Source organism: Faecalimonas nexilis, from assembly GCF_059731825.1.
Window position 1 is genome coordinate 2,143,544 of sequence record NZ_AP029189.1, and the last position, 15,549, is coordinate 2,159,092.

Genomic DNA, 15,549 nt, shown 5'->3' on the forward strand with positions numbered 1-15,549 from the left:
CGCAAAAATCAGCGAATAGTTTGATCAATCCGAAACTACCAAGTAAAATTCCAATCATAATAAGATCCATCATCTTTTTCTCCTCCTTGTTTCATAACATCTTTACAGTCGCTTTCATCAAACACGTAGCGACTATTTTGTGGAAACGCTCCAAAGGCTTCCAGATTCTCCCTCACAAAATCGCAAAGCCTCTGCATCTCTTCTTTATCACTGTTCTTTATTTTCATCATGACAAAGACCTCCTTATTGCTCTCTTTTTCTTTGCATGCTTATATTAATCTCTTTTTTGTGAGATGGGTGTGAGAGTTCCGCGTGATGCTGTGAGAATCCTGTGAGAAAAAAATACCGTTTTGACTTTTTATGCCAAAACGGTATTTGTATTCTGCACTATTCTATTCATTTACCAGACGATAACCGACTCCTATCTCGGTCAAAATATATCTTGGTTTTGCCGGACTTTTCTCAATTTTTCTCCGAAGCCCCGCCATCAACGCTCTCAGCGCCTGCGTATCTGTTCCATAGCTGATTCCATAAATTTCTTTGATGATATACTGCGACGTCAAAACTTTTCCCGCATTTTTAAAAAAGAGCGTAAGTAAATTGTATTCCAGCGGAGTTACATGAATCTCTGCTCCATCTAAATACACAAGTCGTTTTTCCAGATCAATTGACAGACCTCCGACCGTGCGCACTGCCTGCCCACTTTCCGTACCTGTCTTTTTCAAATGTCTAAGCGCCACTCGGATACGCGCCATCAGCTCAGTGGTAGAAAACGGTTTTGTCAGATAATCGTCTGCTCCCGTATCCAGCGCCGCCGCTTTTTCATGATCCTGATCCCTCGCCGACACGACGATAATCGGTATTTCCGACCATTCTCTGATTTTTTTGATCACATCCATCCCATCGCAATCCGGAAGTCCCAAATCCAAAAGAACCAGATCCACCGGATTCGTCACAAGCAAAGATAGTGCATTTTTAGCAGTTCCTGCACTCAAATGCGGAAAACCTTCCTGCTGCAGCACATAGCTTATAAAATTTCGGATCTGTGCATCATCCTCCACAATGAGAATTGTTTCACTTCTTGTTATCATGCTCTTATTCCCCCATCGGCAGTGTAAATATAAATTCTGCCCCTTTTGTATCTTTTCTGCTTTGCACACAGATCTTACCGCCATGTGCAGTTATGATCGACTCACAGATTGCAAGCCCAAGCCCTATACCTCTGCTTGTATCTGCGCCCCTTCGATTCGTTGTATAAAACATCTTAAAAACATTCGGAATATCTTCCTTTGCAATTCCCGTGCCCTTGTCAGCAACTGAAAACACTGCTTTTTTTTCTTTTTCATCTACTGAGACAGTCAACCGAATCTCTTCTTCCACTTTTGTATGCTTCACCGCATTATCCAAAAGATTGACCAGCACTTGCCCGATCAGCCTTGCATCCATCGGTACCAACAACATCTCTTCGGGAATATCTATCAAAATATCGCGTTCCGGAGCCCTCTTGCCAATGACCTTTACCGCCATCTCAATCACTTCCTCCACCGCTTCCATCTGTTTTTTCAATACTAGCTTTCCATCCTGCATACGTGTCAGATTCAATATATTTTCCACAAGTGCATGCAGCCACGCCGCATCTTTATAAATATTTTCTGCAAGCATATACCGCTCATCCTGTTTTTCTGTCATTCCCATCAATATCTCACTTGTCCCCATAATACCAGAAAGCGGTGTTCTAAGATCGTGGGAAATTGCTCTTAGCAGGTTCCCTCTGTAACGTTCTTGCGCAATCTCTTCTCCCACCTTGATTCGCTCCGCCTCGCTTCGAAATCTGTCCATTGCAAACGCTGTACTCTCAATCATCGAACGCAGTATCTTTTTTTCAGATTCACTCAATGTCTCCGAATTCTCTATCGGAATCCGTACAACTCCTAATATGGATTTCTTTCCACATATCTGCCATTCTTCGAACGCCGGATTTTTTCTTTCTTCTTTTTCCTCCAATTCCTCGTCAAAACAGATACAGGAAACTTCCACACCTACTACTTTTCCTATTGCTTTTGTCGCTATTTCCATCGTCTCGTTCAGATTTTCCGCGTTCGTCAAACGGTTCGTCAAATGGTACAACGACCTTGCGGACACCTCTTTTTCCTGTGCTTCTCTCACTTTCTGTTTTACCTTCGCCGTCAAAGTACTTGTTGCAACAGATGTAATCGTCATAACAGCAAACGTGATCAGATAGGTTGGATTACTCACAAACAAGGTAAAATATGGCGACGTAAAAAATATATTAAATGCACATGTCGCAATGAGCGATGCCATAATCCCATAAACATGTCCTTTTGTAAACCGCGCTGTCAAAACTACCGATAAAATGTAGACAATTACAATGTTTGTCTCCGGAAAATGTAGCACGCGAAATGTCCAGCCAATCACCGTTGCCACCGAAAGCAACAGAAGTGTGATCATAAAAGATCCCGCTTTTTCCAATTTCTCTTTCATAAATATCTCTTTTCCTCTCTTTCCTTCTTATCATACCAAATAAAAAGATACGATGCACCCTTTTTTTATATGCATCGTATCCTTTTCTGATATAGAAACTATAACACTCTATTCTTATTTGAAATATTTTACACCGGATTCAAAGATCTGCAGATCCTGTTCTCCGTAAATATTGATTGCAACAGAATCACCGCGGCGTTCTGAGTGAGCCATTTTCCCAAGTACACGTCCATCCGGGCTTGTGATACCTTCGATCGCTCTGTAAGAGCCATTTGGATTCCACTCTTCATCCATTGTGATTGTTCCATTCAGATCACAATACTGTGTTGCAACCTGTCCGTTTACGAATAATTCATTCAACACTTCTTCTGATGCTACAAAACGTCCTTCTCCGTGAGATGCCGGGTTTGTATAAACTCCGCCAAGCTCAGCTCCCTGCAGCCAAGGTGATTTGTTTGTCACAACTTTTGTATATACCATTTTCGAAATATGACGTCCGATTGTATTGTAAGTAAGTGTCGGAGATTCTGCTGTCTGTCCACATACTTTTCCGTATGGAACCAATCCTAACTTAATCAACGCCTGGAATCCGTTACAGATACCAAGTGCAAGACCGTCACGTTCGTTCAATAATTTTTCTACCGCTTCTTTCAACTTCGCATTTTGGAATGCAGTTGCAAAGAATTTTGCAGAACCATCTGGTTCATCTCCCGCACTAAATCCACCTGGGAACATAATCATCTGTGCCTGTGCAATTGCTTTTTCAAACTCAGCGACAGAATCACGGATATCTGCTGCATCCAGATTTTTGAACACTTTTGTGATCACTTTCGCCCCGGCGCGTTCAAACGCTTTCGCACTGTCATATTCACAGTTTGTTCCTGGGAATACAGGAATAAATACAGTTGGCTGTCCAATCTTATGGCTGCAGATATGGATGCTGTCTGTGTTGAACAGTTGTTCTTTCACAGCTTTCGCCTCCGTCTGTCCCGAAACAGTTGGGAATACTTTTTCAAGCGGAGCTTTCCATGTATCAACTGCTTCTTTCAATTCGATTGTCACGTCACCATATTCAAACGCCGCTTTATCTGTCACTTCACCGATGACTGTATATGTAATTGCAAGCTCTGATACTTTTTCTGCCGCTACTTCTGCAATGATATCAGCAAATGCAGGTGCAAACAGATCTCTCTTATCCACATTGCTTTCAATTTTCACACCCATACCGTTACCAAATGCCATCTTGCTGACAGCTGCTGCAATACCGTGTCTGTCTAATACGTAAGCGGATACGATGTTTCCGTTTTGGATATCTTCTCTGAATTTACCATACTGATCCATTACCTGAGCATATACCGGAAGATCATACTGATCCTTTTCCACACGGAGCCATACTAACTTGTTACCTGCTTTTTTCAATTCCGGTGTAATGATGTCTTTCTGCTCTGCCACATCCACTGCAAATGATACAAGTGTCGGAGGCACGTCGATATCCTGGAATGTTCCTGACATACTGTCTTTTCCACCGATAGATGGAAGTCCTAATCCAAGCTGTACATCATATGCTCCAAGAAGCGCTGCAAATGGCTGGCTCCATCTTGATGGATCTTCTGTCATTCTGCGGAAATATTCCTGGAACGTAAGACGAATCTTACTGTAATCTCCACCGTTTGCCACAATTTTCGCCACAGATTCAAGCACTGCGTAAACTGCACCATGGTATGGACTCCAGCTTGACAGATACGGGTCAAATCCATAACTCATCATAGTCACTGTATCACATTTTCCGGTCAATACCGGTAATTTTGCAACCATAGCCTGTGTCTCTGTCATCTGATATTTTCCACCGTGCGGCATAAATACAGAGCCAGCCCCGATAGAACCGTCAAACATCTCCACAAGACCTTTCTGAGAACATACATTTAAGTCCTTTAAGGTATTCAACCATTTTTCTTTTACATCATCGACATCCTCTTTCACAAGAATACTGTCTTCTCTGTTCGGAATGTCAACTGCCACTGTTGTCTCCTGATGTGCACCGTTTGTGTCAAGGAATGCGCGGGAAATATTAACAATCTCTTTTCCTCTCCATGACAATACTAATCTTGGAGTCTCTGTCACAACAGCCACTTCTACAGCCTCTAAGTTCTCTTCTTTTGCATATGCCAAAAATTGCTCTACATCTCTCGGATCAACGACAACAGCCATACGCTCCTGTGATTCAGAGATCGCAATCTCTGTTCCGTCAAGACCTGCATATTTTTTCGGCACCTTATCTAAATTCACCTGAAGTCCATCTGCCAGCTCACCAATTGCAACAGACACACCACCGGCACCAAAGTCATTACACTTTTTAATTAATTTACTTACTTCTTCTCTTCTGAACAGACGCTGAATTTTACGTTCTGTCGGTGGATTTCCTTTTTGAACTTCTGCTCCACATGTCTCGATAGACTCCTCTGTATGCACTTTAGAAGAACCTGTCGCTCCACCACAGCCGTCGCGTCCTGTACGTCCACCCAATAAGATAATGATATCTCCCGGATCCGATGTCTCTCTGATAACCGCTCTTCTTGGCGCCGCACCTAAAACAGCGCCGATCTCCATACGTTTTGCCACATAATCCGGATGATAAATCTCTTTTACTGCACCGGTTGCAAGACCAATCTGATTACCATAAGAACTGTATCCATGCGCCGCTCCTGTCACCAGTTTCTTCTGTGGCAATTTTCCTTTCATTGTCTCTTTTACGGACACAGTCGGATCTGCTGCACCGGTCACACGCATTGCCTGATATACATAAGTACGTCCTGACAATGGGTCACGGATTGCTCCACCAAGGCAAGTAGCTGCTCCACCAAACGGTTCGATCTCTGTCGGATGGTTGTGTGTCTCATTTTTAAAGTTCACAAGCCATTCTTCTTCCACACCGTCAACCACTACCGGAACAACGATACTGCACGCGTTGATCTCATCAGACTCTTCCTGATCTTCTAACTTTCCTTCACGTTTTAATTTGCGCATTGCCATAAGAGCAAGATCCATCAGGCATACGAACTTATCTTCTCTTCCTGCAAAAATCTCACTGTGTGTGTTCAAATAATGTTTGTATGCACTGACGATTGGCTCTTTGTAATCGCCTTCCCCAAAACTTACTTCTTTTAATTCTGTAGAGAATGTTGTATGACGGCAGTGGTCAGACCAATATGTATCCAACACACGAATCTCTGTCATAGAAGGATCTCTCTTTTCTTCTCCCTTGAAATAGTTCTGAATATGAAGAAAATCTTTGAATGTCATGGCAAGTCCTAAAGAATCATATAATTCTTTTAACTTGTCCTCTTCCATATCTTTAAAACCGTCAAAGATTTTTACATCTTCCGGCTCTTCAAACTGTGTAATCAATGTCTCTGGCTTTTCCATACCAGTCTCTCTGGAATCTACCGGATTGATGCAGTGCGCTTTGATTGCGGCAAATTCTTCATCTGTAATCGCACCTTCAATGACATAAGTCGTTGCTGACTTGATTACCGGCATCTCGTCTTCTTTGATGAACTGCACACACTGCACTGCAGAATCTGCACGCTGATCAAACTGCCCCGGCAAATATTCTACCGAGAAAATTCTGCTTCCCTCTTTCACTTCAAATTCTTCTTTATATAAAATGTCTACCGGCGGTTCGGAAAAAATACCGTTGCACGCCGTCTCAAATGTTGCATCTGAAATATTTTCAATGTCATAGCGAATCAGCACACGTACATTTTCCACCGTCTGAATTCCCAAATAGCTTTTTAATTCTTGTTTCAACTCTTTTGCCTGTACTGCGAATTCTTGTTTCTTTTCTACATATACACGTTTTACACTATTCATATTATCCTCCATCTGTAATTCCATTTTGGCTACTACCCTTATCCTACCACATTTCGCATCATTAGTATAATTAATATATCTTAACTCACTTATAAGTTTTTCTTATTCGCTTTCTGTCGGTGCAAAATAAGCATACTGAGAATCAGCAGTATTGCCAGCATACCAATAAAAATACTTCCTATCCTAATGACCATATCAAAGAAAAATCCTTCCGGAAGCATTCGGATCATCAAATCCGTTGCAGGATCCAACAGCCATAAATCATTGTCAAAAAAGATCTCATGAAATAAGAAAAAATACTTATTAAAATCAGATGCGCATAATACTCCAAGACCTCCTGAAATTACAAGAAACGCTCCCAAACCCGTCAAAAATGATTTTGGCAAAATCCGTTTCCAGTTCCCCTTTGTGAAAATCAATCCACTCAACGAAATCACAAGCACGATAATCGCACTAAAACGCAGTGTCAGACCTCCTAAAAATAAATTCTGTACATCCACCATATGCGCTTTTTCCCGATCATTAAAAAATTCCTGTTTTTCTCCATTCACAGTTGTCCAAACAACCAGACCCTCCCTGTCTCCTCTCAGATACGCCATCATCTCTTCTGTCACATCCATGACATCATCCATCTTCATCTCCAAATCTTCCGTGACATTGTATTTTTCATATTCCTTTTCATACCACCCAAAATCACTGTAAATTCCGATTTCAAAACTGGAAATGAGTAAGATGACAATCACAGAAAGAATTGCTGTCATTCCCAAAAACCAATGTACTATCTTCATACATTCATCTTCCTTTCCCACTAAATTTTCTATTCTCTATTGTAATTATACCTTTTACCCCTTATAATAAGAACAGCACTTTTATAAGGAGGACTAATAATGGATATCAATTACGAGTTATATAAAGTATTTTTTTATGTTGCGACAACCTTGAGCTTCTCGGAGGCGTCCAAGCAGCTGTTCATCTCTCAATCAGCCGTCAGCCAATCAATCAAAGCGCTTGAAAAAAAATTGGACCAGACCTTATTCATCCGGAGCACAAAACGTGTACAGCTAACACCGGAAGGCGAGATTCTCCTTCGTCATGTGGAACCAGCGATGAATCTGATCAAACGTGGAGAATCACAGCTGATTGATTCTTCTTCCACCGGAGGACAGATTCGCATCGGCGCAAGTGACACGATTTGTCGTTATTTTTTAGTTCCATATTTAGAACGGTTTCATAAAGAATTTCCAAACGCACATATTAAAGTAACAAACCAAACTTCAATCAAATGTGTAGAATTATTGGAGACAGGTCAGGTAGACCTGATTGTCATCAACTACCCGAATTCCTATTTGAGCAATCTTTATTCTTTTAAACAGATTGCGGAATTCAAAGATGTCTTTATCGCCAACCGTTCTTTTGCAGAACTGAAGGATAAAGCCTTATCATTACGCGATTTACTGAACTATCCTATTTTGATGCTCGATCGAAAAAGTACGACAAGTGAATTTTTACACAGTCTTTTCCAAAAACATCAGCTGGATCTCGTCCCTGAGATCGAACTCAGCAGCAATGATCTTTTGATCGACCTTGCTAAAATCGGATTGGGAATCGCCTTTATTCCGGATTACTGTGTCCCGAAAGATTCCGACGATCTGTTTGTGGTTCACACTGATGAGGTTCTTCCTACAAGACAACTCGTTGTCGTTCACAATGAGCATGTCCCGGTATCGAAAGCAACCTTGGAATTTTTAAACTATTTTCAACCTATTGAATAACCTTTTCAGACGCTTATATCAGACTCCGGTTCGATATAAGCGTTTTTCCAAAACTGCTCTACTTTCTCTCCGATTGTCTTTACATTACAATAAGTAAGTTTTCTCCACTCTCTTGGAAAAATCTCCAAATATCTTCTTCCTGCAAAGCGATCGTCCAAAAGTGCAATTACCCCTTTGTCTTCCTCCGTTCGTATAACACGCCCCGCTGCCTGAAGCACCTTGTTCATCCCCGGATACAAATATGCATAGTCGAACCCATTTTCTCCATGCCTGTCAAAATATTGTTTTAAAATCTCACGTTCATTGCATACTTGCGGCAGTCCGGTTCCGACAATCATCGCCCCAATCAGACGCTCCTTTGTCAAATCAATTCCCTCTGAAAAAATACCTCCCATCACACAAAATCCTGCCAGACTTCCTTCTCTTTCTGCTTCGAATTCCTGTAAAAATGCTTCTCTGTCCTGTTCATTCATATTCTGTTCCTGCATCATACAACACATCTCTTCTGTCCTGTATCTCTCAAATGTCTCCCGCACTTCTTCCATAAATCGGTACGACGGGAAAAACACAAGATAATTGCCTGGTTTTGCCTGCATGACATTCTTGATATAAATTGCAAATCGCTCATACATCTCATATCCGCGCCTTGTGTACTTTGTACTGACATCCTGTCCCAACACCAAAAGGCGATTCGCCTCCTTAAACGGCGAATGTGCGTACACCGCATAGTCATCCGTCTCTACGCTCAACAACTTTTTATAATACCGGATGGGCAAAAGTGTTGCCGAAAAGAACACAGTACTGTTGCCCTGACTTAAAAAATTTTGCAATTTTACTGCCGGATTCACACAGAATAATTTCAACTTAAAGTCTCCGCCTTCCTCCAATTCTGTATAAATCACATAATTTTCATCCACTTCTTCATAGATGTTAAGAAAGTTCCGAACATGAAAGTAGAACTCTAAAACTTCCTCATCTACCTGCTCCTTCTCTTCCAAAAGCTTTTGCAGACCATTCATTACATTCAACAATTTCAACGCAAAATGGGAAATACTATTATATTCTTTATAAGTCTGGCACTCTCTTTTCATCTCCAGCAACATTTGATTGCATCCCTCTAATTGCCGTGTCAGTTTCACACTCTCATATCTGACTGCTTTTTTCATCTGTAAAAACTCTTCTTTATAGAGAACCGCACTGTACATCTCCCTGCCACGCTCCACAAGGTTATGCGCCTCATCAATCAAGAATAAGTATTCTCCCTTTTTTCCCTCTGAGAAAAACCTCTTCAAATGTGCATTCGGATCAAATACATAATTATAGTCACAGATAATGGCATCCACCCACAACGACACATCCAATCCCATCTCAAACGGACATACACTATGCTTTTTCGCTTGAGTCTCTATATTCTCCCGGCTCATCTCCTCCATCGTAGTGATCATTTCATAAACCGCATCATTCACCCGGTCAAAATGTCCCTTTGCATATGGACATACATCTGGGTTGCATTCCGCCTTTTCACAAAAACAGATTTTCTCTTTCGCGGTCAATGTGGCAACTTTATACTGCAGACCATTCTTTTTTAGAATCTGAAATGCCTGCTCTGCCACGGTTCTTGTAATCGTCTTCGCCGTCAGGTAAAAAATCTTATCCCCCAGTCCTTCTCCTACCGCTTTCACCGCTGGGAATATAGTTGCCATCGTCTTTCCTACACCAGTAGGCGCCTGAATAAATAATTTTTTCTTCCTCAGAATTGTCCGGTAGACAGATGTCACAAGCTCTCTTTGCCCCTCTCTGTAAGGATATGGAAATTCTGCCTCCTTTATGGTCGCATCCCTTGTCTGCCTCCACTCGACTTGAAAGCGCGCCCACTTCTCATATTGCATCACAATATCCAAAAACCATCTCTCCAATTCCTCAATCGAAAATGTCTCCTGAAAACGCTTCACTTCCTCTGTCTCCATCTGACAATATGTCATCTGTACTGTAATGCTATCCAGTTCCTGCTGTTTTCCATAGATATACCCATAACATTTTGCCTGTGCAAGGTGCACGCTGACGGGCTTCTCAATATATTCCAGCTCACGCAAGACTCCTTTGATCTCATCAACCACAACTCCATCTGCTGTCTTCTGAATTCCATCTGCTCTTCCCTCTATTTGAATCGCAAATCCCTCACAGGGAACCGTAATCTTTAACGGAACCTCCGCATAATAGTCAGATCCCATCTGTCTTTGAATCTTCCGGTGAATTCTTCCACCAAGCTGCATAGCCTCTTTATCCGGCAGCCCCGCTTTTCTATTATCAATATCGCCTTCCCGCAATATAAACTCCACCAAATTGCGAACAGAAATACGAATTATCTTCTCTTCCATCTGTATTTCCTCCCGCCTCATTATAGCATGTTTATTTATCCATGTGTAAAATAAAAGCCCCAAACCTTCGGCTTACACCGAAAAAGATTCAGAGCTTCCTTCCATCACATATCTATGCTGCAAATTTTCTTAATGTCTTTTCAAAATTATCATTCTGTCCACCATACTGAACAGTCAGAGGCTGAGTCAAATCTAAGCTTAGAACTCCTAGAATAGATTTAGCATCAATTACCACACGGTTATAAAATACATCGATGTCAAAGTCGCACTGCCCAGCTGCTCTTACAAATTCTTTTACATCTTCGGTAGCAGATAGTCTTATTTGAAACTTCTTGTCCACTGTGATCACTCCTTTCATGGTATTGCTAAACACATTTTTTTATTATACCAATTCAATCGCTTGTCGTCAATTGTCGAATTGTATAATTAGAACTCATTTTTTGTCGATTATTGTACAAATTCAACCATGTTTCCACGAAACCGAATCGGTAAATGTTGTCTCTGTCTCTGGTAACTCTCTCTTTCTTCTATAGATATATTTTCAAAAAAGCCCTTCCAAAGTTCGGAGTACGTGTTCTCTGCATAGGATACCCTGTTTATCTTTTCTTTATTCAATTTTTCATTCCAAACAAGAAACCAATTCTGCTGTTTGCGATGTATCAGAAGCATCTGGTGGGTCTCATCATAGATCATCCAGTTCTCTAACGGCAAACGATTTGCAAAATGATCTGCGATGCATGTAAGCACTTGATTTTTAGGTGCAATTTTCGAAAAAAGCACTCCACTCTCCAACTCAGAAAAACGGATAAATTCCTGAAAACAGTGTGCTTCATTCTCCACTGTTCTCTTTAGCTCGAACACTTTTCTAACCTGCTTATGCGACAAATGCTCCATAATCTTCCTTTTATCGTGTATTCGCCTCGCCTCCTGCATCATTCCAAGAACTGCATTCGCCTTCTTTGCATCCTCTGCCAATATTGCATAATAAATATTCCGGTACACCTCCATCCCCAGATTCTTTTTTATCATATTCTCCACTGCAATTGCCTTTTTCTCACTCTCCGCACTTTCAGTGTATTCACAAAAAAGTTCCTGGTTCATCATCCCTTTCAGCGCAATCCCAGTCTCTCCGGAAGAGAGTACAATCTTCCACGCATCGTAAATTGCCGAAAAAATTCCTGTAATCGTATCATTGCATACAAAAATCTGCTTCATATCATCTTCTCCATTACCTAAAAACTTTATCCACTCTGTTTTGTTTTGCCCGTTCGCTCCCAAAGCTTACATCATCAAATAACGACAATTGTCTGTAGTTCATCTGTTCTACTGTAAGCGGCAGTTTTTCCCCTACATGAAGTAGATTGCGCAAAATATAATCTTGTTCTATCTTCGTCGGATACATCATCTTTCCATTACAGGTCAGAAAATATAACGCTCTCTTTAACACGACCCCCATCTTCTTTAAATCCGTAAAATCCAATGTTCCCATTCTTCTTGCTTTGACAATTCTTCCAGCAGATTTATACCCGATTCCCGGAACCCGCAAAAGCATATGATAATCAGCTCGATTGACTTCCACCGGAAAACATTCCAGATGTTCCAGTGCCCAATTGCATTTTGGATCTACCAACACATTGAAATTCGGGTTCTTTTCAGACAGCAATTCTTTCGCCTCAAATCCATAATATCGCAGCAGCCAGTCAGCCTGATACAAGCGATGTTCCCGCAACAATGGGGGACCGTCTCCCGTTCTTGCCGGAAGATGTTCATCTTCATTCACATGGATAAACGCAGAATAAAACACGCGTTTCAATTCAAACTTTTTATAAAGAGATTCTGCAACATTGATAATCTGAAAATCCGTCTCCGGAGTAGCTCCGATGATCATCTGCGTACTCTGTCCTGCCGGAACAAACCGCGGCGCATTCCGATAGACTGCTACCTCATTCTGATTCTCAGCCATCTTACTCTGCACAAGGCGCATCGGCGCTAATATATTTTTTCTATTCTTATGTGGAGCAAGCTTTTTAAGTCCTTCTGCTGTCGGAAGCTCCAAATTCACGCTCATCCTGTCTGCCAAAAATCCTGTTCTTTGTATCAGTTCCTGATCTGCTCCTGGAATTGCCTTTACATGGATGTATCCCTGAAAATGGAACTCTGTCCTTAACTTATAAAGCGTCTCATAAATCAATTGCATCGTATAATTCGGACTATGCAGAATTCCGGAACTCAAAAACAATCCTTCTATATAATTCCGGCGGTAAAATTCAATTGTCAGAGTACATACTTCATCCGGAGTGAAGGATGCTCTTCTCACATCATTTGAAGAACGGTTAATGCAATATTTGCAATCATAGATACATTCATTTGTAAACAAAATTTTCAATAATGAAATACATCTTCCATCTGCTGAAAAACTATGACAAATTCCAGCCTTCGCACAGTTCCCTATTCCATTGCCATCGTTCTGCCTGTCAACTCCGCTCGATGTACATGCCACATCGTATTTCGCCGCATCTGATAAAATATTCAGTTTTTCTAAAAGAGACATCTGTTCTGTGATTTTCATCTTTTTGCTCCTCTTTACTCGAATGTATGTTCTGTTTCTTATATTATCACACAGAACAGATGTTTGCAATAGTGACTTCAAATTTTCTGCAGTTTTAAGATCTTCGCTTACAAAAAAGACGCACAAGATTCTCTCTCATACGTCTTCTTTTCTACTGCAGTCTTTCCACTGCATCTTTCAAATATTCATTTTTCACTTCATAGAATTTCTCTGCTTCCACCATCTCAGCAAGCTTCGGATCGATTGGCATTTTCCCAAGTACACTCATGCCAAGTTCTTTTGCAATCTCATCAATATGGCTTTCTCCGAATACAGAGATTTTCTTTCCGCAATCCGGACATTCCAAGTAACTGTAATTTTCAACAACTCCGATAATCGGAATATTCATCTGTTTTGCCATATAGTAGGTCTTTTTCACAATCATCTGAACAAGATCCTGCGGCGATGTCACGATGACCACTCCATCTACCGGCAAAGACTGGAACACTGTCAATGGCACATCCCCTGTTCCCGGTGGCATATCTACGAATAAGTAATCCAAATCTCCCCAGAGTACTTCATTCCAGAACTGTTTTACAACACCTGCAATGACCGGTCCTCTCCAAATCACCGGTGTGTCCTCACTGTCCAGCAAAAGATTGACAGACATAATTCTTGTCTCATCTTTTGCAATACACGGAAACATTCCAACTTCTGTTCCCATTGCGTGCTCATGGATTCCGTACATCTTCGGAATAGATGGACCTGTGATATCTGCATCTAAGATCCCCACCGAATAACCTTGCTCTCTCATAAGTCTTGCAAGCGAGGCTGTAACCATCGATTTTCCAACTCCGCCTTTTCCACTGATCACACCGATTACTTTTTTAACATGTGTGTATTCATTTGCCGGCACTGTCATATCTACTTTCTTGCTCGCACAAGAATCTGCGTGTGCACAGCCAGAACAGCTCTCAGAAGAGCATGCTCCGTTATTTTCCTGTTCTGCCATCTTGATTTCCTTCCTATTCTTCTACAACTGCGATTAGTTCCACTTCACAAAGCACATTTTTTGGTAATGTCTTAACTGCCACACAGCTTCTCGCAGGCTTTGATGTAAAATATTTTGCATACACTTCATTGAATGCTGCAAAGTCTCCCATGTCGCTCAAGAAACATGTTGTCTTTAAAACTTTGTCAAATGAAGTTCCAGCTGCTTCCAACACAGCTGCAAAGTTCTTGCACACCTGCTCTGTCTGTCCTGCAATATCTGTTGCCTCCACAGTGTCTGTCTCAGGATTGATTGGAATCTGCCCTGCTGAATAAAAAATACCGTTATGTACATATCCCTGTGAATATGGTCCCAATGCTTTTGGTGCTTTTTCTGTTGCTACTACTTTCATAATCCCGTCTCCTTTATCTCATCATTTGCAACCGTTCAACTGCTAAAACTTAAATCAGCCGAACTGTTACTTAAAACTCAATCTGCTGCCCGATTCCTTTTTGATTGGCATCGTCCATTAATCTCTGTGCTATACACACATCAAACAGCCCCATACCGACTGACTTGAAATATGTTGTCTTTTGAGTAAGTGCATCTTCATCTATGTCTGAATCGATCAGTTCATGCATATATCGAACTCTGTCTTTTGTCAGAATCCCGTCTGCCAGCGGCTGACTTAAGTCCCCGCTCTCTTCACATGCATATTCCAGTTCCACATAAACGTCATCCACCAGCTCAAATACAACATCTGGAATCTCGCGCATTGTCGGTGTATAAGAACCGATTGCAATAATGCATTTTCCACTTAACAGCTCTTTATCATTTGGCAGCACTGCCTTCTCAGATGGTGTTGCAGTACAGATAATTTCGCTGCTTTGCACCAGTTCCTCCACCGTATTACATTGTACCACTTTTGTCCCCGGATTATCAATCGCTTTTTCTAAACGTGCCAGATAATCTGTCAAGTCCCGTCCACTGTGATTGAACACATAGACAGTGTGGATCTCTCTCGCCTTGCATGCATAGAGCGCCAGATGAAATCCCTGTACGCCTGCGCCCACAATTCCGACCGTGTGGCAATCTTTTCTCGACAAATGCCGGATACCGACTCCGCCGACAGCTCCTGTTCGGTATGCCGTCACTGTCTGTCCATCCAAAATTGCCAGCGGTTTTCCCGTCTTTGGATCATTCATCAACACCAGCCCATCAATTGACGGAAGTCCAAGACTTACATTTTCCGGAAAAATCGTAAGCATTTTTGTCCCCAAACTGTCTTTGGTATAACACGGCATGTAAATCAGTGTCTTATTATCATGCTCCACTGTCGGTCTTGGCGGCATATAGTAAGCTCCCGATTCAAAGATCTTATATGCCTCCTCGATCTGATCCATCATTCCGTCCAGATCAACTGACTTTTCAATATCTTTCTTATTTAATAGTAACATCTCTATTCTCCTTATTTCTATAATTTGCACC

The 15,549-nt window shown here is 41.5% G+C and carries 13 protein-coding genes; 1 reads left to right on the top strand and 12 read right to left on the bottom strand.

What is annotated here, in order from left to right; all coding sequences use genetic code 11:
* Positions 1–35 precede the first annotated feature (35 nt).
* The 5 genes from AC6I5B_RS10960 to AC6I5B_RS10980 form a co-directional block, all read right to left on the bottom strand.
* Entirely contained in the window at positions 36–230 is a 195-nt protein-coding gene (locus tag AC6I5B_RS10960) for a hypothetical protein (RefSeq protein WP_144167082.1), read from the bottom strand.
* Between the two features lie 162 nt (positions 231–392).
* Positions 393–1,091: a response regulator gene (locus AC6I5B_RS10965; protein ID WP_004611244.1), complete on the bottom strand. Its 699-nt coding sequence runs from the start codon at positions 1,089–1,091 to the stop codon at positions 393–395.
* A gap of 4 nt (positions 1,092–1,095) precedes the next feature.
* The gene (locus tag AC6I5B_RS10970) at positions 1,096–2,502 is read right to left on the bottom strand and encodes a sensor histidine kinase (protein ID WP_270651237.1); all 1,407 of its coding nucleotides are present in this window, start codon (positions 2,500–2,502) and stop codon (positions 1,096–1,098) included.
* 114 nt (positions 2,503–2,616) lie between these two features.
* Entirely contained in the window at positions 2,617–6,372 is a 3,756-nt protein-coding gene (locus AC6I5B_RS10975) for a phosphoribosylformylglycinamidine synthase (RefSeq protein WP_497773341.1), read from the bottom strand.
* An 89-nt stretch (positions 6,373–6,461) separates the two neighbouring features.
* Complete coding sequence (locus AC6I5B_RS10980) at positions 6,462–7,160, bottom strand: TIGR01906 family membrane protein (protein ID WP_022249934.1); 699 nt, start codon at positions 7,158–7,160, stop codon at positions 6,462–6,464.
* A gap of 99 nt (positions 7,161–7,259) precedes the next feature.
* Here AC6I5B_RS10980 and AC6I5B_RS10985 point away from each other — a divergent pair, with 99 nt between their 5' ends.
* Entirely contained in the window at positions 7,260–8,144 is an 885-nt protein-coding gene (locus AC6I5B_RS10985; protein ID WP_004611250.1) for a LysR family transcriptional regulator, read from the top strand.
* Between the two features lie 5 nt (positions 8,145–8,149).
* Here the strand turns inward: AC6I5B_RS10985 and AC6I5B_RS10990 are convergent, their stop codons facing one another.
* The 7 genes from AC6I5B_RS10990 to AC6I5B_RS11020 all read right to left on the bottom strand — a co-directional run bounded on the left by AC6I5B_RS10990 (position 8,150) and on the right by AC6I5B_RS11020 (position 15,518).
* Positions 8,150–10,522, bottom strand: coding sequence for an ATP-dependent DNA helicase (locus tag AC6I5B_RS10990; RefSeq protein WP_270651235.1), 2,373 nt, complete (start codon positions 10,520–10,522; stop codon positions 8,150–8,152).
* Positions 10,523–10,634: 112 nt separating this feature from the next.
* Positions 10,635–10,880 carry an HPr family phosphocarrier protein gene (locus AC6I5B_RS10995; RefSeq protein ID WP_004611252.1) on the bottom strand — a complete coding sequence of 82 codons (246 nt, stop codon included), beginning with the start codon at positions 10,878–10,880 and terminating at the stop codon, positions 10,635–10,637.
* Between the two features lie 89 nt (positions 10,881–10,969).
* Positions 10,970–11,737 (bottom strand): TIGR03915 family putative DNA repair protein, encoded by a 768-nt coding sequence (locus AC6I5B_RS11000; protein WP_270651233.1) that lies wholly within the window; start codon positions 11,735–11,737, stop codon positions 10,970–10,972.
* A gap of 13 nt (positions 11,738–11,750) precedes the next feature.
* A complete protein-coding gene (locus tag AC6I5B_RS11005) occupies positions 11,751–13,091 on the bottom strand; it encodes a putative DNA modification/repair radical SAM protein (RefSeq protein WP_117787781.1) in 1,341 nt (446 codons plus the stop codon).
* Between the two features lie 151 nt (positions 13,092–13,242).
* On the bottom strand, positions 13,243–14,082 hold the full coding sequence (locus AC6I5B_RS11010) for an Mrp/NBP35 family ATP-binding protein (RefSeq protein WP_004611255.1): 840 nt from the start codon (positions 14,080–14,082) through the stop codon (positions 13,243–13,245).
* Positions 14,083–14,095: 13 nt separating this feature from the next.
* Positions 14,096–14,473 carry a RidA family protein gene (locus AC6I5B_RS11015; protein WP_004611256.1) on the bottom strand — a complete coding sequence of 126 codons (378 nt, stop codon included), beginning with the start codon at positions 14,471–14,473 and terminating at the stop codon, positions 14,096–14,098.
* Between the two features lie 70 nt (positions 14,474–14,543).
* Complete coding sequence (locus AC6I5B_RS11020; protein ID WP_044986588.1) at positions 14,544–15,518, bottom strand: ornithine cyclodeaminase family protein; 975 nt, start codon at positions 15,516–15,518, stop codon at positions 14,544–14,546.
* Between the last annotated feature and the right edge of the window lie 31 nt (positions 15,519–15,549).

What these genes read in the sequence shown, in the direction of transcription:
- AC6I5B_RS10960 (WP_144167082.1), bottom strand. Translation starts at nt 230, where the DNA reads ATGATGAAAATAAAGAACAGTGATAAAGAAGAGATGCAGAGGCTTTGC.
- AC6I5B_RS10965 (WP_004611244.1), bottom strand. Translation starts at nt 1,091, where the DNA reads ATGATAACAAGAAGTGAAACAATTCTCATTGTGGAGGATGATGCACAG.
- AC6I5B_RS10970 (WP_270651237.1), bottom strand. Translation starts at nt 2,502, where the DNA reads ATGAAAGAGAAATTGGAAAAAGCGGGATCTTTTATGATCACACTTCTG.
- AC6I5B_RS10975 (WP_497773341.1), bottom strand. Translation starts at nt 6,372, where the DNA reads ATGAATAGTGTAAAACGTGTATATGTAGAAAAGAAACAAGAATTCGCA.
- AC6I5B_RS10980 (WP_022249934.1), bottom strand. Translation starts at nt 7,160, where the DNA reads ATGAAGATAGTACATTGGTTTTTGGGAATGACAGCAATTCTTTCTGTG.
- AC6I5B_RS10985 (WP_004611250.1), top strand. Translation starts at nt 7,260, where the DNA reads ATGGATATCAATTACGAGTTATATAAAGTATTTTTTTATGTTGCGACA.
- AC6I5B_RS10990 (WP_270651235.1), bottom strand. Translation starts at nt 10,522, where the DNA reads ATGGAAGAGAAGATAATTCGTATTTCTGTTCGCAATTTGGTGGAGTTT.
- AC6I5B_RS10995 (WP_004611252.1), bottom strand. Translation starts at nt 10,880, where the DNA reads ATGAAAGGAGTGATCACAGTGGACAAGAAGTTTCAAATAAGACTATCT.
- AC6I5B_RS11000 (WP_270651233.1), bottom strand. Translation starts at nt 11,737, where the DNA reads ATGAAGCAGATTTTTGTATGCAATGATACGATTACAGGAATTTTTTCG.
- AC6I5B_RS11005 (WP_117787781.1), bottom strand. Translation starts at nt 13,091, where the DNA reads ATGAAAATCACAGAACAGATGTCTCTTTTAGAAAAACTGAATATTTTA.
- AC6I5B_RS11010 (WP_004611255.1), bottom strand. Translation starts at nt 14,082, where the DNA reads ATGGCAGAACAGGAAAATAACGGAGCATGCTCTTCTGAGAGCTGTTCT.
- AC6I5B_RS11015 (WP_004611256.1), bottom strand. Translation starts at nt 14,473, where the DNA reads ATGAAAGTAGTAGCAACAGAAAAAGCACCAAAAGCATTGGGACCATAT.
- AC6I5B_RS11020 (WP_044986588.1), bottom strand. Translation starts at nt 15,518, where the DNA reads ATGTTACTATTAAATAAGAAAGATATTGAAAAGTCAGTTGATCTGGAC.